The sequence below is a fragment of the Photobacterium sp. NCIMB 13483 genome (assembly GCF_003025475.1).
Classification (GTDB): domain Bacteria; phylum Pseudomonadota; class Gammaproteobacteria; order Enterobacterales; family Vibrionaceae; genus Photobacterium; species Photobacterium piscicola.
In genome coordinates this window covers 73,899-98,387 of sequence record NZ_PYLV01000011.1, presented here as the reverse complement: position 1 = coordinate 98,387, position 24,489 = coordinate 73,899, and the positions used below count along the sequence as shown (strand labels likewise).

24 protein-coding genes are annotated in these 24,489 nt (G+C 38.3%); 10 read left to right on the top strand and 14 right to left on the bottom strand.

Annotated features, from left to right (window positions below; all coding sequences use genetic code 11):
* Positions 1-119 precede the first annotated feature (119 nt).
* Positions 120-1,589, top strand: a complete 1,470-nt coding sequence (locus C9I86_RS10810) for a C69 family dipeptidase (protein ID WP_107276347.1) — start codon at positions 120-122, stop codon at positions 1,587-1,589.
* A gap of 129 nt (positions 1,590-1,718) precedes the next feature.
* Here the strand turns inward: C9I86_RS10810 and C9I86_RS10805 are convergent, their stop codons facing one another.
* The gene (locus tag C9I86_RS10805) at positions 1,719-2,489 is read right to left on the bottom strand and encodes a class II glutamine amidotransferase (protein ID WP_080157593.1); all 771 of its coding nucleotides are present in this window, start codon (positions 2,487-2,489) and stop codon (positions 1,719-1,721) included.
* A 136-nt stretch (positions 2,490-2,625) separates the two neighbouring features.
* Positions 2,626-3,405, bottom strand: a complete 780-nt coding sequence (locus C9I86_RS10800) for a helix-turn-helix domain-containing protein (RefSeq protein ID WP_107276346.1) — start codon at positions 3,403-3,405, stop codon at positions 2,626-2,628.
* A gap of 96 nt (positions 3,406-3,501) precedes the next feature.
* Between C9I86_RS10800 and C9I86_RS10795 the strand changes: the two genes are divergently transcribed.
* Positions 3,502-4,761, top strand: coding sequence for a CynX/NimT family MFS transporter (locus C9I86_RS10795; RefSeq protein ID WP_107276345.1), 1,260 nt, complete (start codon positions 3,502-3,504; stop codon positions 4,759-4,761).
* 78 nt (positions 4,762-4,839) lie between these two features.
* On the opposite strand, the gene C9I86_RS10790 is transcribed toward C9I86_RS10795, so the two are convergent.
* The 3 genes from C9I86_RS10790 to C9I86_RS10780 form a co-directional block, all read right to left on the bottom strand.
* The gene (locus tag C9I86_RS10790; RefSeq protein ID WP_107276344.1) at positions 4,840-5,454 is read right to left on the bottom strand and encodes a glutathione S-transferase family protein; all 615 of its coding nucleotides are present in this window, start codon (positions 5,452-5,454) and stop codon (positions 4,840-4,842) included.
* Between the two features lie 15 nt (positions 5,455-5,469).
* Entirely contained in the window at positions 5,470-6,498 is a 1,029-nt protein-coding gene (locus C9I86_RS10785) for an NADP-dependent oxidoreductase (protein ID WP_080157597.1), read from the bottom strand.
* Positions 6,499-6,601: 103 nt separating this feature from the next.
* The gene (locus C9I86_RS10780) at positions 6,602-7,192 is read right to left on the bottom strand and encodes a TetR/AcrR family transcriptional regulator (RefSeq protein WP_080157598.1); all 591 of its coding nucleotides are present in this window, start codon (positions 7,190-7,192) and stop codon (positions 6,602-6,604) included.
* Positions 7,193-7,393: 201 nt separating this feature from the next.
* Here C9I86_RS10780 and C9I86_RS10775 point away from each other — a divergent pair, with 201 nt between their 5' ends.
* From C9I86_RS10775 to C9I86_RS10765, 3 genes are all read left to right on the top strand, one after another.
* Positions 7,394-7,966, top strand: coding sequence for a hypothetical protein (locus C9I86_RS10775; protein ID WP_080157599.1), 573 nt, complete (start codon positions 7,394-7,396; stop codon positions 7,964-7,966).
* Between the two features lie 154 nt (positions 7,967-8,120).
* Positions 8,121-9,356 (top strand): MFS transporter, encoded by a 1,236-nt coding sequence (locus C9I86_RS10770; RefSeq protein WP_107276343.1) that lies wholly within the window; start codon positions 8,121-8,123, stop codon positions 9,354-9,356.
* Positions 9,357-9,378: 22 nt separating this feature from the next.
* Entirely contained in the window at positions 9,379-10,053 is a 675-nt protein-coding gene (locus tag C9I86_RS10765; protein ID WP_107276342.1) for a peptidoglycan DD-metalloendopeptidase family protein, read from the top strand.
* Positions 10,054-10,144: 91 nt separating this feature from the next.
* Here the strand turns inward: C9I86_RS10765 and C9I86_RS10760 are convergent, their stop codons facing one another.
* Positions 10,145-11,311, bottom strand: a complete 1,167-nt coding sequence (locus tag C9I86_RS10760; RefSeq protein WP_080157602.1) for a PcfJ domain-containing protein — start codon at positions 11,309-11,311, stop codon at positions 10,145-10,147.
* Positions 11,312-11,590: 279 nt separating this feature from the next.
* Positions 11,591-12,370, bottom strand: coding sequence for a helix-turn-helix transcriptional regulator (locus C9I86_RS10755; protein ID WP_080157603.1), 780 nt, complete (start codon positions 12,368-12,370; stop codon positions 11,591-11,593).
* Between the two features lie 191 nt (positions 12,371-12,561).
* Here C9I86_RS10755 and C9I86_RS10750 point away from each other — a divergent pair, with 191 nt between their 5' ends.
* Entirely contained in the window at positions 12,562-13,710 is a 1,149-nt protein-coding gene (locus C9I86_RS10750; protein ID WP_107276341.1) for an MFS transporter, read from the top strand.
* A gap of 105 nt (positions 13,711-13,815) precedes the next feature.
* On the opposite strand, the gene C9I86_RS10745 is transcribed toward C9I86_RS10750, so the two are convergent.
* The 3 genes from C9I86_RS10745 to rsuA all read right to left on the bottom strand — a co-directional run bounded on the left by C9I86_RS10745 (position 13,816) and on the right by rsuA (position 16,631).
* Positions 13,816-14,469: a DUF2913 family protein gene (locus C9I86_RS10745; protein WP_107276340.1), complete on the bottom strand. Its 654-nt coding sequence runs from the start codon at positions 14,467-14,469 to the stop codon at positions 13,816-13,818.
* Between the two features lie 45 nt (positions 14,470-14,514).
* A complete protein-coding gene (locus C9I86_RS10740; protein ID WP_080157605.1) occupies positions 14,515-15,705 on the bottom strand; it encodes a Bcr/CflA family multidrug efflux MFS transporter in 1,191 nt (396 codons plus the stop codon).
* A 227-nt stretch (positions 15,706-15,932) separates the two neighbouring features.
* Positions 15,933-16,631: a 16S rRNA pseudouridine(516) synthase RsuA gene (gene rsuA / locus C9I86_RS10735; protein WP_080157606.1), complete on the bottom strand. Its 699-nt coding sequence runs from the start codon at positions 16,629-16,631 to the stop codon at positions 15,933-15,935.
* 302 nt (positions 16,632-16,933) lie between these two features.
* Here rsuA and C9I86_RS10730 point away from each other — a divergent pair, with 302 nt between their 5' ends.
* The 3 genes from C9I86_RS10730 to C9I86_RS10720 all read left to right on the top strand — a co-directional run bounded on the left by C9I86_RS10730 (position 16,934) and on the right by C9I86_RS10720 (position 19,094).
* On the top strand, positions 16,934-17,428 hold the full coding sequence (locus tag C9I86_RS10730; protein ID WP_080157607.1) for an N-acetyltransferase: 495 nt from the start codon (positions 16,934-16,936) through the stop codon (positions 17,426-17,428).
* Between the two features lie 138 nt (positions 17,429-17,566).
* A complete protein-coding gene (locus C9I86_RS10725; RefSeq protein WP_080157608.1) occupies positions 17,567-18,121 on the top strand; it encodes a LemA family protein in 555 nt (184 codons plus the stop codon).
* Positions 18,122-18,134: 13 nt separating this feature from the next.
* Positions 18,135-19,094 (top strand): DUF3137 domain-containing protein, encoded by a 960-nt coding sequence (locus C9I86_RS10720; protein ID WP_158258939.1) that lies wholly within the window; start codon positions 18,135-18,137, stop codon positions 19,092-19,094.
* Positions 19,095-19,157: 63 nt separating this feature from the next.
* Here the strand turns inward: C9I86_RS10720 and C9I86_RS10715 are convergent, their stop codons facing one another.
* Positions 19,158-19,751, bottom strand: coding sequence for an NlpC/P60 family protein (locus C9I86_RS10715; protein WP_080157610.1), 594 nt, complete (start codon positions 19,749-19,751; stop codon positions 19,158-19,160).
* Positions 19,752-20,032: 281 nt separating this feature from the next.
* Between C9I86_RS10715 and C9I86_RS10710 the strand changes: the two genes are divergently transcribed.
* On the top strand, positions 20,033-21,778 hold the full coding sequence (locus tag C9I86_RS10710) for a DEAD/DEAH box helicase (protein ID WP_107276339.1): 1,746 nt from the start codon (positions 20,033-20,035) through the stop codon (positions 21,776-21,778).
* A 499-nt stretch (positions 21,779-22,277) separates the two neighbouring features.
* Here the strand turns inward: C9I86_RS10710 and C9I86_RS10700 are convergent, their stop codons facing one another.
* From C9I86_RS10700 to C9I86_RS10690, 3 genes are all read right to left on the bottom strand, one after another.
* Positions 22,278-22,808, bottom strand: a complete 531-nt coding sequence (locus C9I86_RS10700) for a GNAT family N-acetyltransferase (RefSeq protein WP_107276338.1) — start codon at positions 22,806-22,808, stop codon at positions 22,278-22,280.
* Positions 22,805-23,074 carry a DUF1778 domain-containing protein gene (locus tag C9I86_RS10695; RefSeq protein WP_045040521.1) on the bottom strand — a complete coding sequence of 90 codons (270 nt, stop codon included), beginning with the start codon at positions 23,072-23,074 and terminating at the stop codon, positions 22,805-22,807. The genes C9I86_RS10700 and C9I86_RS10695 overlap by 4 nt, the downstream gene beginning before the upstream one ends.
* A gap of 217 nt (positions 23,075-23,291) precedes the next feature.
* Positions 23,292-24,335, bottom strand: a complete 1,044-nt coding sequence (locus C9I86_RS10690; RefSeq protein WP_107276337.1) for a putative phage abortive infection protein — start codon at positions 24,333-24,335, stop codon at positions 23,292-23,294.
* Positions 24,336-24,489: the final 154 nt, after the last annotated feature.

Sequence of the window (24,489 nt, the reverse complement as noted above, 5' to 3'; positions counted from 1 at the left end):
ACTTAGTTATCAATTAATGCTTTTAAACGATGTAATGAGTGTGATATTTCACGCAAATACCCCTATTTCTATGCCCTATAGTAATAAGCACTTTTTTAACGGCAATGGAGAGGTATCTTATGAAATACACATTACTTTACGCTGTGGTCGCGGCAACAGTTTCCCCGTCAATTTTAGCTTGCACAACAATTCTTATCGGTAATCAAGCCACAACTGATGGTAGTTATATTATTGCGAGAAACGCAGACCATAGCCCATTAGTCAATCCACACTGGTTTAATCATCCTCATCAAACGAATAAAACGGGTGAATTTCGCTCTAGTAGCAATGCGTTTACTTACCCTTTACCTGCAACCAGTCTTGCTTATAGCAGTTTTTCTAAAGCAAAAACGCATGACACTTCTTTTGGTTCTGCGGGTTTTAATGAGCTTGGAATTGGAATGTCAGCCACGGAAACTATTTATAACAACCCCACTGTCCTTGCCGTTGATCCTTACAATGAAAAAGCCGGTATCAATGAAGATTCGATTGTTAATGTTATTTTACCGCGAGCAAAATCAGCCAAAGAAGGCGTACAACTCTTAGGTGAGATTATTGAAAAACAAGGTGCTGCAGAAGGTTTTGGGGTGGCTTTTGTTGATAAAACGGGGATCTGGTATTTAGAAACAGGCAGCGGTCACCAATGGATGGCAACCAAACTCGATAATAACAATTATTTTGTTTCTGCTAATCAAGGGCGATTACAACATTTTGATCCTGACAACACCGATAAATACCTTTCTAGCCCAACGCTGATCAGTTTTGCTATTGCTCAAGGTGTATATAAGCCTAAACAAGAGGGTAAATTTAATTTTCATCGCGCCTATTCCATCGATAACAACAACGATCGTCTTTATAATTATCCACGCGTACACGCCTTACAACATATGTACAGTAACGGCATTAAAACAACCTTAGCCGATCCACAGGCTTTTCCTGTCTTTGCTGAGCCTGCACATAAATTATCGGTCGAGGATGTTAAACAAGGACTACGAAATCATTATCAAGGTACCTCACATGATCCCTATGCTAACGTTAATCCTAAAGAAACTTATCGTCCTATCTCAGTATTTAGAACCTATCAATCCCATATTCTTCAAATTAACCCAGCATTACCTCAGGCGATCGGCGAAGTGGCTTACATTGGCTGGGGCATGACCGATCTCACCCCTTATATCGCATTTTATCAAGGTGCAAAAATTCCGGCTATTTACAAAACAGGCGTTGGCACCATCGCTGATAATATGTCAGCTTATTGGCAATTACGTAAGGTACAGACCCTTGCAATGACAGACTATAATCAGTTTGCACCAATGGTGAAAAAAGCCTATGCCGAATTTGAAAAGAAACAAATTGCACTCATGGCACAAACACAAAAAGATTATTTAGCAATCTATAAAACTGAGCCTCAAAAAGCACAAACACTGTTAAATAATTTTGAATTAACCGTCACTAATCAAGCAATGGCAACAGCCAATAATCTTCAAAATAGAATTATTACCAAAATGACATCAGATACCAATGCCATTTACCCATTCAAGGGGGCTTAATTAACACTGTTTAATATTTATAATTGAACAATAAATATAATAGAACAGTAAACATCGCTGATTACGATTATCACCGATATTAAAAAGGCAGCCTATTTAGACTGCCTTTTCAATATTACACACCACTGGTTAATCAATAATTAAGTCATACTGCGTACAGTGATGATTAACAATATGTGTAATGGTTTGACGCGGAATTTTTTGCCATGAACCAGAATGATCTAATGGCTCAGAAGCAATAATAGTTTTTTTGTTTGAACACTGGATAAACACTGGTGGTGGTTGATGGTCAGAACTATAACGCACCACCCAAAATTGCTCACCATCAGAGATACAAAGCGACGTTTTTAGCGGCCCCGTTATCGACTTATCTTCCATTGCTTGTTCAATTTCATATAAAGTCTGATTAATCGCGGCAATAGGATCAATGCGAAGCCCATTTTTAATCATCATTAAGAAAATTAATTCGCTATCAGTCGTGCCAACTCGTTTTAAAAATAATTCTTCCGTTAATTGACGCACTAACGTGAATTTTACCTGATCAAAGCCACTGATCTGACCATTATGCAAAAACATCCAATTATCGAGCACAAACGGATGACAATTAACTCGAGATACTTGGGATCCTGTTGAATGGCGAATATGTGCCATAAAACGATGTGAACTAATATGATGCGCTAGTGAGCGTAAATTCTCATCACCCCATGCGGGTAAAATATCATGATAATAGCCCGGCAATGCACGATGAGAATACCAACCTAAACCAAAGCCGTCGCCATTCGCACGAACAGTGCGCTTTTTATTCGATTCGACACTTTGCTGAATTAATGAATGCTCTGGCTGATAAATCAATTCATCCAAATAGATACTGTCACCATGATAGGCTAACCATCGGGACATAACGTATTCCTTACTCAAAACAATACAGACTAAACAAGTTACTTAATTTACCACGCACAACCACTGATCACTATGCTTATATCGTTTATCACAACCCACTTATTTCAATACACATATTCATCATAATAGTCATTAATTATCGTTGCTTCATGTATTGCTTTGGCGGTCGCCCTAAGGTTTTTTTAAAAAACAAAATAAATGCGCTCACTGATTCATAACCTAAATCTTCCGCTACCCGTTGTACCGACTCCCCCATCGAGAGCTTTTGTAATGCCACTACAATATGTAACTGCCCACGCCAGCGACCAAAAGTGAGGCCGATTTCTTGTTTAACCAAGCGTGCTAATGTTCGTTCACTCATTGCAAATTGTGCCGCCCACTCACCCACGGTTTTTCTGTCACCAGGATTTGTGAGTAAACGTTGCGCAATTTGGTATAACCGAGCTTCAGATGGAATAGGAAAATCAAACTGCTCGGTTGGCATTACTATCAATTCATCAACCAACACATCAACTAAACGTGCTACTGCGCCTTCTTTAGCATAATTTTGCTGCTCTTGTGCTAAACGAATAATTAATTCACGCAATAATGGGGTAACAGACAGTGTGCACGCTTTATTTGGCATTCCAATAATATCTTGATCAACAAACAGCATACACACATCAGCATCCATCGAAATTTGATTGCTATGCGGTACTTGACTCGGAATCCAAACAGCGCAATGTGCTGGCACCATCCACACTGCATCGTCAATATAACATTTAGCAAACCCAGTTAACGGCATCACTAATTGCCCTTTATGATGATGGTGGAATGGCGCTTCCTCTTCTTTTTCAATACCTGCAACCCGTAATGCTAGTACCTTTTGTGGGTATAGATCGGTATCAAACCCCATAACATTGGTTTTAACATTCATAATATGACCGTTTTAGGCTATAAAATGTCAATACAACCAAATAAAGAAATAAATGTAAAGTCTATTATGACCTTCATATTTTTATAGGAGGCAGATATGTCACACTCCATTCGTAAAGTCGCGCACCCCGCGTTAATGATTATCAGTATTTTATTAATTGCCAGTAACCTTCGCGCCCCGATTACCGGTTTAGGTCCTATTCTAGAGTTTATCTCGCATGATCTTCACTTATCCCCCACACAAGCAGGCATGTTAACAACACTACCTTTGCTGGCCTTTGCGCTTTTTTCACCTATATCTTCTGGGCTAGCAAGAAAAATAGGCCTTGAATCTTCGTTGATGATCGCCCTGACACTGATTTCATTAGGGGTTATCATTCGTTCATCAGGCTCAATAGCAACACTTTTTTTAGGGACTTGTATTATTGGGATAGGTATTGCTATTGGTAATGTTTTATTACCCAGTTTGCTTAAAAGAGACTTTCCAACTCAAGTACCAACATTAACAGCCATCTATGTACTTATTATGGGGATTGGCTCAACCATCAGTTCTAGCACTGCTATTCCGCTGTTGAACTTAGCAGAAAAACTCCACATTACAGTAATACCATCGTGGGCATTTTCATTAGCTAGCGTTATTATCTTTCCCGTAGTCTCTATCTTGATGTGGTTGCCACAATTAAGTACTCATACTCGACCATCAGTCGATACGGCAGATATAGATAGCCATAGTTATTTATGGCGTTCAGCTGCTGCGTGGCAAGTGACAATATTTCTCGGCCTTAACTCATTTATTATGTATATATTTATCAGTTGGTTACCAAGCATATTAGTTGATAATGGCTATACAGAGAATCAAGCGGGTTATATTCACGGTATTCTTCAATTATCAACAGCAATGCCGGCACTGATCCTTATTCCATTAATGGCAAAAATAAAAGATAAACGCACAATGAGTGTCATAATCGCAATATTGTCATTCTCTAGTATTCTAGGACTGTTATTGATGCCTGAACACGCTATTGTGTGGGTGATTTGTATTGGTTTTAGTTGTGGTGGAGGCTTTATTCTTGGTCTGTCTTTTGTTGGTATTCGTACTCACGATGCACATCAAGCCGCAGCATTATCAGGCATGGCACAATGTATGGGTTATCTATTAGCGGCCAGTGGTCCTCTCATTTTTGGTTCGTTACACGAAATGACAGCCAGTTGGTCATTGCCCTTATTAATGACCACAAGTGTTTGTGTGGTATGGGCTTTATTGGCATTGTATGCAGGTCGACCCCAAATTATTATACGCACACAAACAGGCAACGATATTATTATCGATAATACCCACCCCCGACATCAGTCTTAATCGAGCCTACATTATTTAATGACTCCTTATAACAAAAAAGGTCACTCAAAAGTGACCTTTAATAAACCATAATAACGGTTAACCCAATTGCTGCTCAATCTGATCCGCTTTAATAAACTTATCATGCGTTGCTAATTGAGCTTGATAGCGTTGAATATTAGGATAATTCACAATCATTCCGTTATTTTGCAGTATTTCAGCAATAAACGACATCATGATATCTGCTCCGGTGAGTCGTTCTTCAACTAAATACGTTTTGCCTTCAAGGCTCTGCTCAAAATAACTGATAACTTTTTCAGCTTCTACGTCTGCATAGCCTTCTAAGAAATTAGTTTTAGCACCATCTTTAGCAACAAACATCTTTAATAATAACGGTAAAATAGCTGAACTTTCAGCAAAATGAAGCCATTGTAAATATTCAATATAAGCTGGTGTTCCCACTTTAGGTGCTAAATTAGGATTATAAGTCTGAATTAAATATTCAGTAATAGCGCCAGATTCAGCAATCACCGCCCCATTGTCTTCAATAACTGGTGATTTTCCCAACGGATGAATATTTTTCAATTCTGGTGGCGCTAAAAACGTGACGGCGTCACGTAAATAAGGCTTAACTTCATATGCTAAGTCAAGTTCTTCTAATAACCAAATAATGCGCTTTGAACGTGATTTATTTAAGTGATGAAGTGTGATCATATTCTATTCACCTTATTATTGAGCTTGATTGGTTTGAATAACCAATTTGCCAAAATTCTTACCGTCTAATAAACCAATAAACGCTTGAGGAGCATTTTCTAGCCCTTGCACTAAATCTTCACGATAATGGATTTTGCCTTCCGCTAACCATTGGCTCATATCTGTGGCAAATTCATCATAACGATCTGCATAATCATCAAAGATAATAAAACCTTGCATCTTGATACGCTTAATCAATAGCGTGCCCATTAGCATCGACATGCGATCAGGCCCTTGCGGTAATTCAGTGGCATTATATTGAGAAATCAAACCACATAATGGAATACGAGCGCCCGTATTAAGTAGCGGTAATACTGCATCAAAGACTTTACCACCGACATTTTCATAATAAATATCAATGCCTTTATCACAAGCAGCTGCTAATTGTACTGCGAAATCATCAGCTTTGTGATCAATACAATCATCAAAACCTAGCACGTCTTTGGCATAGCGACATTTTTCTTCGCCACCTGCGACACCCACAACGCGACAACCTTTAATTTTACCAATCTGGCCCACCATTGAACCCACGGCACCTGTTGCAGCCGCCACAACAATCGTATCGCCTGGCTTAGGTTGACCAATATCAAGCAAACCCATATAAGCGGTAAAACCCGGCATTCCCATCACACCCAACGCATAGGATGGATGTGTTGGCTGCATGCCTAATTTAATTAATCCGTCACCATTTGAAACAGCATAATCTTGCCAACCTGAATAAGATAACACCCACTCACCTTGTGCAAAATCAGCATGATTAGACTGCTCAATTTGACATACCGTACCACCAACCATAACCTCACCTACCGCAACAGGATCAGCATAGGATTTAGCATCACTCATACGACCACGCATATAAGGGTCTAATGATAAATACACACTACGCAATAAAATCTCCCCTGCCGCTATCGTAGGAATAACGGTTTGTTCTAGACGAAAATTATCAGCTGTTGGAGCACCAACAGGGCGAGATGCTAATACGATTTTGCGGTTTAGGTTTGTCATTGAGCTATCCTTTTCTTTTTATTAAATATTAGACCAGTCGTCTAGTTTTAGGTTTTAAAAAATCCCATCATAAAATAATGGGATAATTAATAAGCAACCGCCATTAAACGACTAGCTGTAGCTGCGTTTTAGTCGTGATTAACGCTTGCTGTAATACTGTGACATCTTGGCTAAGTTTATAAAACAAACTCGCACCCAGCCATAATTGATATAAGGTTTGAGCCGTTAATTGACTGTCGGCTACCGTAATTGAGCCGTCTTTAATACCATCATCAATGCATAATGCAATCAAGTTTACAATGCTATAAGCTCCTTTTTTCAAGGCCTCACGCATTGGTTCAGACAAATCAGAAACTTCAGCACTGAGCTTAACCACCACACATTTATTGACGTTACAGGTGCCATTATCAATAATTAACCAACGTGAAAAATAATCAGTTACGCGATCAAAACCGGTTCCAGTGCCTTGCTCTAAAATTGCGCTAACGTGTTCTAAATACTGCTCAAAATAGTGTTGAATTAACGCCTCACCAAATTGCTCTTTTGACTTAAAATAATGATAAAAAGAACCTTTTGGTACCGCTGCTGTTTTTAAAATTTCAGACAGGCCAACATTCGTGAATCCCTTGGTGACCACAAGTTGGTAACCAATATCTAAAATATGCTGACGTGTATCGTTTGTTTTTGTTTTCATGTGATAACTATAAACGCGACTAGACCAGTCGTCTAGTCCTATGGCCTAATTATTTTAAATAGTACAGTTGCCGCTGGTAATGAATAACTTGTTTCTATCTTATTTATATCGACGGATATTAATAGACATACAGCGCTGAACACGTATGATCATCAACAATTAGCAAAACACCTGTATTACACTGTCAATTGGAATATCGTTTTGATTAGAGAAAATGTCTTTACCCCTTTTGCAACTTGGAGCAAACCTTTAGTTTCTGAAGTTGCAGAAGCAATTAACCTATTAAAAGATAATGGGTATGATGCCAAGCAACTTACTTTAGCAACAGGTCTACAAGAAAAAAACATCTGTAATTGGACTGCTAAATATAAAAAAGAGCCACTAGATGTTTCTTCAATTCCTTACCCTTGCTGGTGTTTTATTGCCGCACTGATTGGCCGACCTAACATCGCAACCAATGGTAAAGTGATTGAAGTTGACGAAATCAAACGTGTATTACGCTTATTTAAGCCTTCTGCATTTGGCAGTCAAAATACGTTTGTTTGCCCGACTAGTGATCAGTTCGCAAAATTGATCGACAGCGGTTTATTTGCAGAAATGACCACTGAAAATATCGCGGCATTATTTAACTGGAAACCAGAGAACGTCACTGAAAGTTTAGGTGCAGGTAAATTACCTTACTTAAACTGGTGCCTAATCATGATGATGTTTGGCATTAACATTCAAAAAATGGCATTAAAAGACTTGGACAATGAGATTACTATTAACCAGTAATTCTCCTCGTTAGTCGCTTAAACATACGCCTTGTGATTGGTCTTTACCCACAAGGCGTTGTTTATTTATTAATATATGAACCAGTAATAACTTGATTCATCGTAATACCTGATTAAAATAGTCGATTATTCTCGCAGTCAGGATCTCACAGCATATGCCAACGACAACTCACCATTTGGAGTTAAAACCTACCACCTTATTTACGCTCTATTGCATTATCTTCCTTGGCTCTGCGGGCTTTTTTATTACGATCCCAGCGTATGTGAGTTTATTTTTAACTGATCACTCACTTGCTATCGCACAAAATATGCCAATCGAACAACGTCGTACTTTATTTGGTACGGTAATGTCAGCCGCTCCTTTTATCTCCATGTTTTTCACCCCACTCATTGCGCGTTTTGCTGACCGCTTTAGCCGTAAAGTAACCATGGTCTTATGTTTGATCATTGCTGCGATTGGTTTTGCGATGCCTATCTATGCCATTGTCATCGGATCTATTGCATTATTATTTGCAGGTAACATGATCAATAGCCTTGGCTCTGCTAGCCAGCCGATTGCACAAGCGATTCTTGCTGATAATAGCCGTGGCAAAACCAAAGCGACATTAATGAGTATGGTGGCGATCGTAATGACAGCGGCGATGTCATTTGGCCCAGCATTAGGCAGTAAATTGTCAGCAACCTATGGCACTCAAGCACCATTTTACGCTTGTCTTATTATTGCTATCTTTTGTTTAATACTACTAAATCTTGTTCGGTTACCGCCGCAAATCGCCTTACACAACGAAAATCCACTCTCTTTTGTTGCCCCATTAAAACGTAGCCAATCGGGCTTATTGGCTTGTTTAGCGATCGTTTTTATTTGCCAATTTAGTTGGAGTTTATACTTTCAAAATATCGCGTTTATTTTCCCTCAGAAATGGGGCATTAGTGTAGAAAGCAGCTTCTACCAATATTTTATGATGGCTATCGGTGTAGTCATGATCTGTTCGCTATTACTGCTTCCTCGACTCCTTCTAGCGCGTATTAACGTACTCTCAGCATTGCGGATCACGACCCTATTTGCTGCGATTGGTATGATTTTATTAGCAATAACGCCTACACCTAATACACATATTGCTGCGATGATATTTACCGCCGTTATGGTGGCGATTGCATTTCCATTTTACATTACGGCGTTATCAGACAGAGCCAGTGAAGCAGATCAAGGCTGGGTTATGGCAATGTCGAGTGCAATGGTAGGCCTTGCGTGGACATTAAGCGGCTATTTAACCAGTGTATTTGTCAATATTGATTTAATTCTACCAACAGCAATTGCCGCCGTCGGTTATGTAATTGCGATGATTATCGTCCCTAAAAAGGCAGCAACGCTCATTACGGCGGCTAATTAAGATGATGAATAGGACAACATACATGACACCATTAACCAGTGCACTTCAAGCTCATCAGTTTCATGCGGTGATCCCAGAGCCACTTCAATTTGGGCGTGGACTCATTGTTGATCTTTCCCCTTCCAGTGCGCTTTGGCAAAGTGTTAGCACCAATCACAGTTTTGCTGATGAAATAGCCCGTCAGTCAACAGCAATGAACGCACAAATAGTGATTGGTCGTTATGCAGAACAACGGCTAATTTATCAAGATAAAGAAAATTTTAGTGACAGTAAAAATCGTACCGTTCATATGGGAATCGATTTGGGTGTCCCCTCTTTAACACCTGTCTTTGCACCGCTTGATGGCAAAATCCATAGTATTGCTAATCATCAAAATGAAGGTGATTACGGTCCCACTATTATTTTACGCCACCAGCTTGAGGGAATAACCTTTTTTACTTTATATGGTCATCTTCACCAAGCCGCACATACACAATTGCAGGTTGGCGATCTTATAAATGCAGGTCAACAATTTACGGCAATCGGCACCACAGCAGAAAATGGCGGTTGGGCTCCGCATCTTCATTTACAGATCATTGAGAATATGGGATCTAACACTGATGATTATATTGGCGTTGTTGATCCCATTGAATTAGATTTTTACCGCAATAACTGCCCTAACCCTAATTTGATTCTTAAACGATCCGATCTTGATTAAAAATTAACGGCTAAAGCTTAAATCGCATATTGATAAATACATGATATGCGATTTAAATTTTATGCTTAATATACCGACAATAATCTCGGCATTATTTTCTAACGCTATCAAGCCAGCTATACACCGTTTCTAAGGTTTCATACGATGGTAAACGATTATTGCGCGCTTGAATTTGATCAACCGTATAAATATCACTCGCCCGTCCATTAGCTAAATAGTGTCGCTTTAACCCTATGGTGACGCGTTCTGGCATATGCATTTTATACACTAAATACTCACCCTTAATAATCCGATGATGGTAAATAGCGACATAGTGATTTTGTTCTATACCTTCAAGCTCAAGCTGCTGATAATTTCGAATCGGTACAATATTACTATTGCCATCATAAGGAATCTCATACTCCTTGTCGCAACTTGGATCTGGTATAACTTTTGCTGTTTTTTGAGCAATTAACCATCGATCATGTAATTTTTTCAATTCATCATACGATGTTACAGCATGAATACGTCGCACTGAATCAACATCAAGCACACGATAACCTAACTGAAACACATCCGATAATATCTGATTAATTCGCAGTCGTTCTCGCGGTGACGCTTTAATTAAATAAAAGCCTAATTTTGTGCCCGTTAATGTTGGCCATTGTAAATACACTTGCAACGTTAAAGTCGTGATTGCTGAATAATGCCGAAACAGTTTAAATGTCATCATTTCAGGATCGAGCAAACGATGGATCACAATCACCACAGAACGGGTGGAAAAATCACTTTGAATACGATCAATAAAACGCAACGCTGAACGGCACGATGCTAAGCCTAAATGAGCTAATATCTTACGTTGGCCTAGTTCACATAAAGCTAATACTTGTTCATGATCTAATGGATAACGTTCACACATCAGATAAAGTAATATTGGACGTTGGGCTAATAAATGGCGAGCTTTATCACTCATTGCCGCCATCTTGAGCATGTACACCCCCAAATCAGCATAAGCGCGGGCTTTATCAACCAATCCTGCGGGAATACTTTCAATCCACGCTTTACCACCAGCCAGTGATTCAATATGTTCGATATAAAACGAACAACTGCCTTCTAATAACTCACGGTGTCCATCACGATAAGCACGATACATAATCAAACCATCTCGCCAATCATAGAACTCCAATACAAATGGAAAGAAAGTTAATGTCTCATCAAACGATAAGATCAAAGGTGTAGAAATATGAGTAGACTGATGTTCAGTACAACAAACAGGCATAGATGTCCCTATTAATCTGTTATCCCTCTCACAGTGACAATAATTATTATCTTAATACTATCTGTATTACTGCGGTAATTAATAAGTCTATCATGACTTATTAATATCAATATTCAACTTAAAAAATATCAAGATGAGAGCTTTGCGTAGAATAGATATTCTACAATATTACAGGTTATTTAAATGTTTATTTGGCGTTAAATCTTCGCAAAAAACGAGTCAATAATAACAAATATTCATCTTACCGCGATGACAATTAAAATATATCATCTCTAAAAATTACGATTTAGATTCAAGCATAAAATTCAGTGGCGTGAATCCTGTTTTTTGACGAAAGAAACTAATAAAAGCACTATCATTCGCAAAACCTAAACGGTATGAAATATCAGTAATACGCTGATGTTGCGATAATAATTCAATTGCGGTTAACAATCGCCATTGTTGACGCCAACTCTGATATGGCATTGCTGTTTCTTTATTAAAAATGCGGGTAATGGTTTTCTGGCTCGCCCCCACTAACAGACTAAGATCAGCTAACGTCGGTGCAATAAAATCGGGATCATTAATCCCTTCAAGCCACTTAGATAATCTAACATCATCAGGTAACGGCAGATTTAAATGACTTTCAGTAGCAGAATTAAGCTCTTCTATCAATAGGTTAACTGAGTTTAATTGCTCATTATTGGGTTTATCAAACGGCCACATTGACATTCTTTCAAGCAGTATCGCCATCAATGGATTAATATCAATAATCTTCATTTCACGACTTAGTTGTGACTGTAAAGCTAGATCAAAATACAACGAGCGATACTGAGTTACATTGGTCATCTGCGCATTATGCAACATCCCAGCAGGGATCCAAGCTGCGCGCATAGGAGGCAATACACACTTAACCCCTTCAAGAGTGATTACCATACAACCATGGTGTGAGAATAATAGTTGATCTTTGTCATGCCGATGCTCGCCAGAATTATGATCACCAACATTCGCCGCCAGACCGACAACTAAACCATCAAAGTCATTGGGACAAAATTGTTGACCTTCTTCAATATATGCCATTACTGACGTCACCTGTCCTTAATTTAATATATATAGTCTTTATATTAATATAAGTTCAAAAATGAGTACCTTATAATAATTACCATATTGAAACAATACGTATATTCAAGATAGCAATCCTACGCATTAATAAAAAGAATCGTTTTAGCTTATATTTTTAGAACGACATCATGGAATTTATAAAAAATCATATGAATAACAATATTAATAAAATATCAATGCCGTTAGCGGTGACATTATTAATGTTTCCACAAATCATCGAAACCATGTATAGCCCAGCATTAACGTCAATTAAAACCCATTTTAACGTTACGGGTTCAACTGCAGCACAAGGCATGTCGGTGTTCTTTATCACCTTTGCTGTTGGGGTCGTTTTTTGGGGTAGAATGTGTGACATCATCGGTCGTCGTTATTCGACACTGATTGGACTCATTATTTTTATCAGCTCTGCTGTTTTCACTTTATACGCATCGACATTTACATTACTTCTTATAGGCTTTGGTTGTTGTGCCTTTGGAGCGGCGGTGGGTTCAGTCTGTACTCAAACGATCCTTCGTGATTGTTACCAAGGTCCAGAGCTCGGACGGGTATTTTCTATTATTGGAACATCCATTGGCATCAGCCCTATTATTGGCATGATAACGGGCAGTTGGTTAACCGTTAATGGCGGCTATAAATGGGTGTTTATCGGCATGATAATACTAACCAGTGGCTTACTCTGCTGGAGCTTATTGCAATTACCCGAAACAAAACCAACCCAAACCCAACGAGATAGCTTGCTCTTTATCGGCACCAAAATGCTGAAAGATCTTCACATTTGGTACATCATGTTGATGGTTGCCATTTTTAACATTGCATTATTTTCCTATTATAGCCTTGCCCCTTTTATGTTTGAAAAATTACATGTCAGCATTAAATTATTCGGCTATACCAGCGCTGTACTGGCGTTAGGCTCAATCCTTGGTGCAATGCTTAATATGCGATTACTACGTCGACATGTCATATCACAAACTATCATCACCCTTGCATCTATCATACTGCTCATAAGTAGTATTGGCGTTTATCTATTACAAACCTCAATTTGGTTTTTCTTACCGATGATTTTTATATCACTGTCATTTGGTTTAGCTTTACCTAATTTATTAAGTACCGCATTAAATAATTACCGTGATCATTTAGGCACTGCTGGCGCATTACTGGGGTTATTTTATTATCTCGTCATTGGAGCCAGTTTACATAAAGCCGCTATAGTGGGCGATCTTGGTATCACACTTATCATCTGTGCCATCCTTGCGATAACACTGGCACTCTTTCATCATATTAATAGATGGCTTCAATAAAACCAGTACGATAACCACCTAACGCTATTTACCCTCTCTTTCTTCGTTTATCTCAAATACAACTAAGCCGCAATAATGCGGCTTAGGGGGTAAAATCAATTTAGTTTATAGTATTCGAGTCGGTAGCTCTGGCAAATGAGAACCCGTATTTGATGGGTAAATAATGTATTCCCCATGAAATTTAACTTTAGACTTATAGTCAGTAATTTTGAATAACAAAATTCCATGTTGGTAAGCCGTATCAATAAACTGCTGCACATTACCACGTACGTACAAAGATAGAGGTTTAACTAACTCACCCTCATCATTCATTGATGCTGCATATTGCGCTGAACAAACAACTAATGATGCTTTACCGTCTGTATGGTGACTCACTTTACGATTCACTTCGTATTCATTAGTCACTAGCCAATCTTGCTGTTCTAACGCGGTATAAAACGTTGTCATTACTGCTGATGTAATCGCAATTGATTGTCCTTGCTCATCAGTGACTTTAGCATAAGTTTCCGCTAAACGTTCAAAATGCAATTTTAACTGTGCATTTTTACCCATGGTTCGTGATTGTTGCTGCCATTCCTGCAATGTTTTCACTACACAGCGATCAAAACTATGTTGTTTAAGCACTTTTGTTACCCAAGCACTCAAAAAAATACTTTCACTGACAGGGTTCTTCTGTGCTTTACCTGTTGCTTGTGCCTCTTGTAAAGCCACTAACCCGCTGTTAACTACATTGTAAATTTCATTAAAAAAAATGGTCATGATTTATTTCAAACAATCCAAAAATATCAAATCACCACACAACCTTTAAGCTGTGCGGGCAAGGAACCAATAAAAACCAGCCGATAATATAGCACATGATGCCATGGTCAATGCCATTGGCCATGCATTACTATCCGGCATTAATGCAACCAGACCACCAACAATAGAACCAATACCAAACCGGAACGTTCCACCCAAAGAAGAAGCAGTACCCGCCATTTGTGGATAGCTCGATAATAAACACGCCATGGTGTTACTACCAATAGTAGAGAGTGTACCGATAAATAACGCAACCGGAATAACAACACCCCATAAGCCTAACCCTAGCCATTGCCCCAAAAATAGCAACACACCAGCGGTTAATTGTATCGCTAACCCAAACCGCAACATCCAATGGGTACCTTTTCGTTTCACAAAACGGCCATTGATACTCGTAAACAAAATCATGCAAAGAATGTTCAAACAAAAGTAGTAACCAAAATTCTCAACACTGACGCCATAAATATCAATGTAGACAAAAGAGCCAGCGGTTAAGAATGTAAACATACCAGCGAAAGAAAAACCACTGCAACACACTAAGCCAAATGCAACTGGATTAGATAGTAGTCGTTTGTAATTTTTTATGATTGACGATAAATGAAACGGCATCCGTTTTTCTTTGGGCAACGTTTCTTTAATTTGGAAAAGAATAGACACTAAAACAATAACAGCAAAAACAGCTAACGCCCAAAAAACCGCACGCCAACCAAACCAAACGGAAAGATGACCACCCAATACTGGGGCAACTAATGGTGCGATAGTCATAACCAGTGTCACAAATGACATGGTTCGAGAGAACTCTTCGCGTTCAAACATATCACGCACAAGTGCGCCAATAATAACCGCCGCAGCCGCACCAGCAAAACCTTGCGCTACACGCACAATAGTTAACTCGGTAATATTAGTACTTAATGCACCTAAAATAGTTAACACTAAAAAGCTCACCGTACCAGCAATGAGCATCGGACGACGACCATAACTATCAGCTAATGGGCCATGAATTAACTGACCAAAAGCAAAACCTGCGGTATAAGCGGTTAAGGTGACTTGAACAGCACCAGGAGAAACTAAAAAGTCTTTGGCAATATTGGGCATTGCCGGTAAATACATATCAATAGCAAAAGGAGTTAAAGCGGCAATTGCACCGAGAATGAGAATGAGCTGTAAACTCAATTTAGATGAGGCTTGTTGAGTCATAAGGATTCTTTTTTATAAAAATAACAACGATAGGCCGAATATAATTGCTATTGAAGAGACAATGACCCTATTGTACGCTAAAAAACAACAATCATTCTTTCCTAATAGGAAATAAAAAATTTCTAACGGTTGTAACCCAAAGAGATGTTGTTGTTTAATATATCACTTATAAAAAAAGCACAAATAAGGCTATTTATGCTTTTTAGTTTTTAAAACAATCATTAAGATTATTTAGCTAGAAATGATGCAATCTCTTCATCCGTTAATGGACGGTATTGACCAGGTTCAAGATCTTCATCTAGTTCAACCGCACCTACGCGCTCACGGTGTAGACCGACAACACGATTACCTACCGCAGCAAACATACGCTTAACCTGATGATACTTACCTTCAGTGATGGTTAAGACACCCTCACGTTCACCTACAATTTCTAACTTTGCAGGTCGAGTAAGCTCTTTCTCACCATTCAGTTGTACACCAGCTTCAAATTGCGCAATATTTTCAGCAACAATAGGATCAGCCGTTTCTACAAAATATACTTTCTCACACACATGGCGTGGTGAAGTAATACGGTGTGACCATTGGCCATCATCTGTTAATAATGTTAAGCCGGTTGTATCACTGTCTAAACGTCCAGCCACATGCATTTTTTCAGGGCTAACTTCATCAAACAATACAAAAACAGTCGGATTGAAATCATCAACATGTGAACACACAAAACCTTGTGGTTTATTTAACATGAAGTAACGAGGCCCTTGCAGGCGAAGTGGACGACCGTTAAATTCTACATTGTTATCGTCACCGACAGAGAAAGAAGCACTGCGAACAATTTCGCCATCAACTTCAATCATTTTATCACGAAGAAGTTTACCGGCTTCTCTACGGGTGATACCTAAAGTGGTACCTAAGAATTTATCAAGCCTCATTGACTGGCTCCGCTACTTACAAAAGATTCGGTATTATAGGAAGCAAATCACAGATATGCATTAAAAACTTCATTTTCGAACACATTCATGCTTTAAACACATTGAAACGGCAACAAACAACAATAAAAATAGTTAACGCTGCCGTTATTTAATTAAAAATATGAACATTTCTATGACTCAATTGTCATATATCTGCTAGATTACAAATTAAAAAAATATTCACTCTATGCAAATACAACAACTTACTCACACGTTGTAATCAATAAAGCTTTCAAGATAAGGCTTTAACTTAGGGACTCAGTATGAACATTTCTCTTCGCACACCAATACTTTCTTCATTAGATAAATTTCTTCAGTTAATCGATGAATTATTTGATTATGAGGCCTTACCTCAAAAGGCAGAGCAGACCATGATCGCGGCGAAGCAACTGCTAAGTAATCCAGAATTGGGACAGGCATGGTTCATTGAAGTAGAACAGCACGGCGTTAAACATATTGCTGGGCATATTATTGTTAGCTACAGCTTCAGTCTTGAGCATGGTGGTAAAATTGGTTTAATCGATCAGTTCTATTTAAAAGCAGATTGGCGTCAACATGGCATTGGAACTGAATTATTACCACAACTTGAAGCATTGGTCATTCAAGATGGCGTTAAAGCATTATCACTTGAGGTCAATATCGGTAATGCGGGTGCACGTAATTTCTATGAAAAGCATGGCTTTACACCACGTCGTCAATTTTGCATGATGACAAAAAACTTAACAGAATCTCCAGTACCAGCCACTCTTGCCTCATAAATTAACCTAATAATGACGATTAATCTGCATTTAAGCCTTGTTTTGACAAGGCTTTTTTCGTTATAACTAAAGGAAACCTAAATACAGGTAGCCACACCCCTTGTTCCTCGCTACTGGTTTATATAAAGGAAAATAACAATGTTAATAAGTATAATCGTCTTTATAGCACTGGTTGCTGGGTTATATATTGCAATGCGCAACAGCCTTATTGGTAAAAAGAACCAAGTAGCAAATGCAGAGGCAAGCATTGATGTCATGCTGAAAAAGCGATTTGATTTACTCCCCAACTTAATTGAAACCACTAAAGCTTACATGAAGCATGAGCAGTCGGTTCTAACTGAGTTAACCGCATTACGACAACAATCACAGCATGTCGATACGGCAAATAAACCACAATTAGATAAACAGCTATCAGAAGCTGTTTCTCACTTTAAAATTGCGGTTGAAGCCTACCCTGATTTAAAAGCAAGTGAGAATACAGCCCTGTTAATGCGTTCAATTAATGAAACGGAAGAGCAAATTTCAGCCGCTCGTCGTAGTTTTAATGCCGCAGTAACACGTTATAACAACGCCATTGAAATGTTTCCATCAAGCTTTATCGCCAATCAAATGATGTTAACCACTTTACCGTTATTTGAAATTACAGACGTAGAACGCACTAACATTGATGCGGCACGTTTATTTAAGCAGTAGGACATCAGTATTTATGGATAGTAAACTTACTGTACTTTACGAAACCCATCTTAAACCTCAATTAGAAGCGCTTGATCAGGATCGTAAAAAAGTCATCAAACAATATTGGCTATCATTACTGCTTGGTGTCGGGTTTGCCGCTATTATCATTCCATTAAGCTTTATGTATAATTTTCAAGCTTTTGGTATTATTTTTTCGATTATTATTGCCATCGTTATGCACCGTTTATACAGCAAGCGATGGGATCAATATAAAAAAGACTATAAGCATAAAATTGTCACCAAATTAATCAGTTCTATTGATAGCAGCTTTAGTTATAAGCCAACACAATGTATTGATAAACTAGATTATAAAAATAGTGCCCTCTTTGGTCGCCACTATGATCGCTATCGCGGTGAAGATTTTATTGAAGGCCAAATTGATAAAACATCGTTACGTTTTTCTGAGTTACACACGGAATATAAAACCCAAGGTCGAGATAACAATGGCAAAAGCCAAGACCAATGGCACACGATTTTTAAAGGGCTCTTTTTCGTTGCGGATGCGAATAAACATTTCTCAGGTCAAACGACCATCATGCCGAAAAATCATAGTATTTTTTCAGCGATGGGACAAAAACTCTCCGATATTTTCAGCAATAACCAACAACAAGTTATTCTTGAAGATCCAGAGTTTACGCAACTGTTCAATGTGTACAGTAACGATCAAGTAGAAGCACGTTATTTACTGTCGCCAGCAATGGTGCAGCGGCTGATCAATTTCAGTAACCGCTCAGATCATACGATAGCCTTCTCATTTGTTAATGATCATCTGTATATTGCAATTTCAAGCTCTAAAAATTATTTTGAACCTAAATTGTTCCAACAAGCTGACTCACTAACATTTATTGCTTCTATTTATTACGATCTAAAGTTTGTTATTAATATCGTTGATGAACTCGATCTCAATACTCGAATCTGGACAAAGCCATAACAACCTGTCATAGATTGCAGCCATAAAAAAACGGAAGCTCAAAGCTTCCGTTTTTATTACATATTATATGGCAACTAATCGTCTAATCTGCCAGAAATGCCGCTTCCAAAAAGTATGATGTAAATTTGAAATAGACACCCCTCGCGAGCTTGCTGAGTTCATAAAATCACCATTAGAAAGATAAATCCCCACATGACGTTCATTACGTCCTGTTTTGAAGAAGACTAAATCCCCTAACTTGGCTTGATCCTTACGCACTCGTCGACCTAGCTTTACCTGTCCTAACGTTGTTCGAGGTAAATATCGATGAAATACCTGACGGTACATCTTCATCACAAATGCAGAGCAATCAATCCCTCGATGGCTTGAGCCACCAAAATGATAAGGTGTCCCTTTCCATCCATAATAAGCATGGAAAATTTTACGTTTCACCAAGCGAACATGTCGTCGTTCTTGTGCCTTTGTAAGGTGATGAGCCTTACGTACATGGTGTTTATAGTGTAATGTGTGCCCTTGTCGCTTACTTTTATGTAAGTAATGACGATGAATACGAGCATGATGCACTGTTACATGAGCAGTCGTTCGCGTCGTCGACGCAGCGGCATACCATGATAAAAATGCCGATAAAACGATAATAATTCTGAAAATATAAAGCATTGGTCGAATTTTTAATTATAAGTAAAGATTATAGCTAAGTTACAATGTAACATTATTATTAGTACTACATTGCCCTATTTATGCAATATATAAATTCAATAACGACCACGGCTATTACTTCAAAATAAACCTTATTTCCTTGACAAGTTTTATTTTACGCACTCTAACCAATTGGACGTTCATTCAGTAAATTATTGCTCTCTATTTAGCAACCGTTAGCACTTGCCAAAATACTGGTTAAATGTACACTAGTAACAGTTCATTTGTCATAGATTTGCTGTATGTATACTTTACGTCCTTACCAACAAGATAGCGTTAACGCTACCATTCATTACTTTCGCAAACATAGCACACCCGCCGTTCTTGCTCTGCCTACTGGCGCAGGAAAAAGCCTCGTCGTCGCAGAATTAGCACGTATTGCTAGAGGCCGTGTTCTGGTGCTCACTCATGTAAAAGAGCTGGTGGAACAAAACCACGCTAAATATGAAAGCTATGGTCTTAAAGCGGCTATTTTCTCTGCGGGATTAGGACGAAAAGAAACCGATCAACAAGTGGTATTTGCTTCCGTTCAATCAATGGCAAACAGTCTTAATAAATTTCATGAACAATTTTCATTGCTGGTTATTGATGAGTGTCATCGCGTGCCTGATGATGAAAATAGCGCTTACCGCAAAGTTATCAAACATGTACAAACCGTTAATCCCAATATCAAAGTGCTTGGATTAACTGCCACCCCTTATCGATTAGGTACAGGCTGGATCTATAAATACCATACCCGTGGTCAAGTAAAAACGGAAACCGAGCGTTTCTTTCGCGATTGTATTTTTGAATTACCTATTCGTTACTTGCTTGATGAAGGTTTTTTAACTGAACCTAAAGTAATGGATATGGCGGTATTAGGTTATGACTTTTCATCACTGACACCATCCAATACAGGTCATTATAAAGAATCAGATCTTGATAGTGTGATTGAACAATCAGGCCGCGCTACACCAATGATCATCGAACAAGTCATCGATTACGCCAAAGATCGCCGCGGTATTATGATCTTTGCCTCTACCGTTAATCATGCTCAAGAGATCATGGGTTATCTCGCACATGAAAATGCTGCGCTTGTTATCGGCGACACTCCTCTTGATGAACGCGATCGAATCATTAATGATTTTAAAGCACAAAAAATCAAATACCTTGTTAACGTATCCGTATTAACCACCGGTTTTGATGCGCCCCATGTTGATCTTATTGCCGTATTACGCCCAACAGAATCAATTAGCCTTTATCAACAAATCGTCGGCCGTGGTTTACGTTTATTTGAAGGTAAAAAAGACTGCCTTATTCTTGAATATGCGGGTAACTGTTACGATCTCTATCAACCTGAAGTAGGTGATCCTAAACCGAATGGCGACAGTGAAGTGGTAATGGTTCCCTGCCCTGCATGTGGTTTCAACAATAGCTTTTGGGGCAAGCTTGATCCTGCTGGCTTCCTCGTTGAGCATTATGGTCGTCGTTGCCAAGGCTATTTTGAAGATGACGATACGGGTGAGCGTGAAGAATGTGGCTACCGTTTCCGCGCAAAATATTGCGAAGAATGTGGCGCAGATAACGACATTGCCGCTCGCCGCTGTCATCAATGTGATGCGGTGATGGTTGATCCTGATAAAAAGCTACGCGAAGCATTAAAGCTCAAAGATGCAATGATAATGAAATGCACCGATATGCGCTTAGAGCCGGGTAAGAATAAGTTTGGTAAGCCACAACTTAAAGTGGTTTATATTGGCGAAGAAGACAACGAAATTAACGAGATTTGGCAGTTATCAACCAAGACTCAAAAAAGTGACTTTCTCACCAAGTTCATTAATCCGCACTTAGTGGATAGGCATCGTCCCTTTACTGATACCGCCCCGACAAAAGTGGCGAATAACGAACATCGATTACGCCCACCAGAAATCATTATTGCCCGTAAAAGTGGCCGCTTCTGGGCAATTCGCGATAAGTTATTCGATTTGGATCAGTATCAAAAAGGCTAAAACAATAACTAATTAGCTGTACTGACTTTTACTCGTCTTACAGCTAATTTACTGTTTTTGAAGTTTATAGTTGGCTAGAAGTTAGTTAGTGATATTACGAGGGCATGAGAAGAAACAATTTCAACTGATCCAATATGCCTTTATGTTAGCAAGGAAACTGACGTTGCCCTCACAACAAAAAGTTGTCCGTTTAATGGTACAACCTTTTTGTCCATGCTGTCAGCATGTCATGCAATTGGCGGGGATTTTTCGACCCAGATAAAAACGTAAAATAATAAGGATAATGGCATTAACGCGTAATAATTAAAGAGGATCTAATTATAAATCAATGAATTAAATTGATTGGTTCACGCCAAGGATAACGCTTGACTTCTTTTCAGCACCACCCTTCATGATATTCGCAATATTTACTTATATAAGGTTGCTCGGTCTTGTCCAACACTTGAATAGGTGTCGGCTGCGCGACACATATCCTTATCTGTTATATTCACTCTTACGTCTAAGTGAATAACTGGCCGACTGTTTTCATTGGAATGAACATTCTTACTCGACCATTGATTTCACAAAGAATCTCGAAACCATATTTTGCATAGAATGACTCCGCTTGTTCAGTTAAACAATCAACAACAATGGCATAAGCTCTCATGTGGGAGTTAATTTCCCAAAGATATTCGAGAGCTTTGATTAAGCTAACTTTACCTAACCCACTTCCATGAAATTCTTTATGAACCGCAAGTTGAGCTAAAAGGAAAACAGGAATTGGATAGCGTGGTAATTTTTTAGCCATCACTTGTGGCAACGTATCACGGCTAATCGAACTTGGCGCAATACTATAAAATGAACAAATTGGATATTTCTGATTTGGTAGTGGCACTGAAGCAGGCAAAACCATTGTGCGGCTAATACCTGCTTGCATATGTTTAGCAGCTTGAGTTTGGATAAAATCATTTAACTCTTTTTCCCCACAGTCAAATGATGCTCTATCATGCTGTGATTTATCCAATTCTTTGAAAGTTTTGGAATAACTCACTTAAACTCACCACTTTTAGTAAATGCTGCAGCTTCAAGTAATGCGTTATTCGGAGCCTTAGCCTCGTCACAAGCAAGCATGAATTGGTCAAATACATTTGCTTCAACAGTGATGCTTTCATGCTCAGAAATTACCTGAGTTGAATTTTCGTCCATTAGACGAACAACATATTCAGTTAAGCTTTTTAAACCAAGTAAAGCTGAAGCTTTCTCAGCCTTAGCTTTGATTTCTTCATCCAAACGGATATCAAGTCTTGCAGTAGCCATAAAACCTCCAACCGTACGGAGTAATTCCGTAATTAACCTGAGTATAAGATTTAAACAACCAAAGCGCAACTTGTACGGAGATAATGCGGATTCAATTTTTAAGCTTTGTGAATATAACGTCGCGCTAAGCGGACTAAAATTGTGGGTTAAAATGTGTAGCAAAGCGAAACGTAACCCACTGTTTTAGTTCCGTTTAAGCGCCTTGTTAGCAGTTTAATCAATTTAAAAGAGCTAAATCTTTTTTTAAATCATCAGGTTCAGGTTTATAGCAAACATCCCAATTATATAAACCATTAAGAATGTTATATTTAACTAATAGAGTATTAAATTTGGTTGACCCATACTTGCTCAATGCATTGTAAAATAAAAGGTTTAATTCATATCTTGATAGCTGCGCTCTTAATATATTTGCATATGAATCGTTCTTATCTGAAGCGTCTGCTAACTGAAGAGTGTAATAAAGATTTCTAAAATAATGCCCTAATATATGACCATAATCGTGGTAAAAGTTATTATAGATATCCCCTATTATTTTAACCCGCTCATCTGGTTTCATTTGCCTTATCAGAGTATCTCCAATAGCTTCAATTCTAGATTTTTCATCATCAATAATACTTGCGTCAAATAGACCTTTAAATAATTCATTTTTATTTTCACTTAGCCCAAAATAGTAAATAACTAAATCTCTCCCAGTACCTTCAATTAATGGAGAACGCTCTTCAATAATACGAGATAGAAAATCGTATCCAAAACTTGGAAGTTCAGACGGATCTTCCTGAATTTTTCTTCTGGCAATAGAGAAACAAAAATCATTATAGCTAATATCAAATTGTTCCGATAAAGCTTTGAAAGCATCAAAACCAACAGAATCTTTATATACAGTTTGGTTAGTCTTTGAATGATGAAAATTTAGTAAAGAATAAAAGGAGTTTTCTTCACTTTGTTGTTTAAACTGTGCTTTAGTTTGGTCCATAGAATACAGAAGACCGATAAATGCAAGAACACTTACTATCGGGCTTAGAACACCACCAAAAAAAGAACCAAACTCTCCCCATACTGAATGTGAGTCGGATAACCCACCGTGGAACTCTGTAACATATAAAAGTAAAATTATTACGGCAAAAATACTAAAATTAGATATATTCCTTTTAGCTTTATTTCTAATACTAATTCGGGTATCCATTAACAGTATAAAAAGTGCAATATAGTTTATCTTTCTCTTATTTAAATAAAGAAACACATCTAGCAAAAATAATAACACTACAACATGCTGTAAGTAGATTCCCTATCTCGTTCGTAACCTCACTGTAGGGAATGACGGGGTGAGTTTTGTATTTACTATTGGCATTTTCAGTAAAACATTGGCAGCAAACATTGGACAGCCATATATTTTTATTTGAAATAAAATATAATCC

Coding starts and splice junctions, on each gene's coding strand:
- C9I86_RS10810 (WP_107276347.1), top strand. CDS start 120: ATGAAATACACATTACTTTACGCTGTGGTCGCGGCAACAGTTTCCCCG.
- C9I86_RS10805 (WP_080157593.1), bottom strand. CDS start 2,489: ATGTCCCGATGGTTAGCCTATCATGGTGACAGTATCTATTTGGATGAA.
- C9I86_RS10800 (WP_107276346.1), bottom strand. CDS start 3,405: ATGAATGTTAAAACCAATGTTATGGGGTTTGATACCGATCTATACCCA.
- C9I86_RS10795 (WP_107276345.1), top strand. CDS start 3,502: ATGTCACACTCCATTCGTAAAGTCGCGCACCCCGCGTTAATGATTATC.
- C9I86_RS10790 (WP_107276344.1), bottom strand. CDS start 5,454: ATGATCACACTTCATCACTTAAATAAATCACGTTCAAAGCGCATTATT.
- C9I86_RS10785 (WP_080157597.1), bottom strand. CDS start 6,498: ATGACAAACCTAAACCGCAAAATCGTATTAGCATCTCGCCCTGTTGGT.
- C9I86_RS10780 (WP_080157598.1), bottom strand. CDS start 7,192: ATGAAAACAAAAACAAACGATACACGTCAGCATATTTTAGATATTGGT.
- C9I86_RS10770 (WP_107276343.1), top strand. CDS start 8,121: ATGCCAACGACAACTCACCATTTGGAGTTAAAACCTACCACCTTATTT.
- C9I86_RS10765 (WP_107276342.1), top strand. CDS start 9,379: ATGACACCATTAACCAGTGCACTTCAAGCTCATCAGTTTCATGCGGTG.
- C9I86_RS10760 (WP_080157602.1), bottom strand. CDS start 11,311: ATGCCTGTTTGTTGTACTGAACATCAGTCTACTCATATTTCTACACCT.
- C9I86_RS10755 (WP_080157603.1), bottom strand. CDS start 12,370: ATGGCATATATTGAAGAAGGTCAACAATTTTGTCCCAATGACTTTGAT.
- C9I86_RS10750 (WP_107276341.1), top strand. CDS start 12,562: ATGAATAACAATATTAATAAAATATCAATGCCGTTAGCGGTGACATTA.
- C9I86_RS10745 (WP_107276340.1), bottom strand. CDS start 14,469: ATGACCATTTTTTTTAATGAAATTTACAATGTAGTTAACAGCGGGTTA.
- C9I86_RS10740 (WP_080157605.1), bottom strand. CDS start 15,705: ATGACTCAACAAGCCTCATCTAAATTGAGTTTACAGCTCATTCTCATT.
- rsuA (WP_080157606.1), bottom strand. CDS start 16,631: ATGAGGCTTGATAAATTCTTAGGTACCACTTTAGGTATCACCCGTAGA.
- C9I86_RS10730 (WP_080157607.1), top strand. CDS start 16,934: ATGAACATTTCTCTTCGCACACCAATACTTTCTTCATTAGATAAATTT.
- C9I86_RS10725 (WP_080157608.1), top strand. CDS start 17,567: ATGTTAATAAGTATAATCGTCTTTATAGCACTGGTTGCTGGGTTATAT.
- C9I86_RS10720 (WP_158258939.1), top strand. CDS start 18,135: ATGGATAGTAAACTTACTGTACTTTACGAAACCCATCTTAAACCTCAA.
- C9I86_RS10715 (WP_080157610.1), bottom strand. CDS start 19,751: ATGCTTTATATTTTCAGAATTATTATCGTTTTATCGGCATTTTTATCA.
- C9I86_RS10710 (WP_107276339.1), top strand. CDS start 20,033: ATGTATACTTTACGTCCTTACCAACAAGATAGCGTTAACGCTACCATT.
- C9I86_RS10695 (WP_045040521.1), bottom strand. CDS start 23,074: ATGGCTACTGCAAGACTTGATATCCGTTTGGATGAAGAAATCAAAGCT.